Origin of the sequence: Mesorhizobium sp. M7A.F.Ca.ET.027.03.2.1, from assembly GCF_003999175.1 — a bacterium.
GTDB lineage: Bacteria > Pseudomonadota > Alphaproteobacteria > Rhizobiales > Rhizobiaceae > Mesorhizobium.
Genome location: NZ_RZOM01001833.1, coordinates 1 through 527, shown reverse-complemented (window position 1 = coordinate 527; position 527 = coordinate 1). Strand labels below are relative to the sequence as shown.

Here is a 527-nt window from a genome sequence, read left to right as displayed (position 1 = left end):
CAACAGCACCTTCTGCTGGTTGCCGCCCGAAAGAGTGGTGATCGGCGCATCGGGCCGGGGCGCCACTATCGAGAGTTTTTCGCGATAGAGGTCGTAGCGCGCCTTGCGTGCCGACGGGCTGATTAGCCCGAGCCGCGTGTCGCGCGACAAGGTCGAGACGGCGAAATTGTCGAGCACCGACTGTGTCGGGAAAATGCCGTTGGCGCGTCGGTCGCGCGGCAAATAGGCGATGCCGCTGGCGACAGCCTTGCGAAACCCGGTAATCTTTCGGGAGGCATCTGATGAACCGAGTTCGATCGAGCCGCCATGGGACGGTTCCAGGCCGGCAAGCATCTTGAGGAACAGCTCCTGGCCATGACCATCGAGACCGGCAAGCCCGACGATCTCACCCGGAGCGATGGCCTGCGTGATCGGGCTGGCGCCGGGCGCGATGACGAGTTCGCGAACGGCAAGACCACCAAAATCGAGAGCAGTGCGATCAGCCATGCGCCAATTCCGCAGCGGTACGTGGCGCCATCGCCTTGAGA

1 protein-coding gene is annotated in these 527 nt (G+C 63.4%); it reads right to left on the bottom strand.

Annotated elements, in window-relative coordinates; translation table 11 throughout:
* Nucleotides 1–486: ATP-binding cassette domain-containing protein (locus EN750_RS38335; RefSeq protein WP_145968390.1), on the bottom strand; the 486-nt coding region annotated here is incomplete at its 3' end.
* Between the last annotated feature and the right edge of the window lie 41 nt (nucleotides 487–527).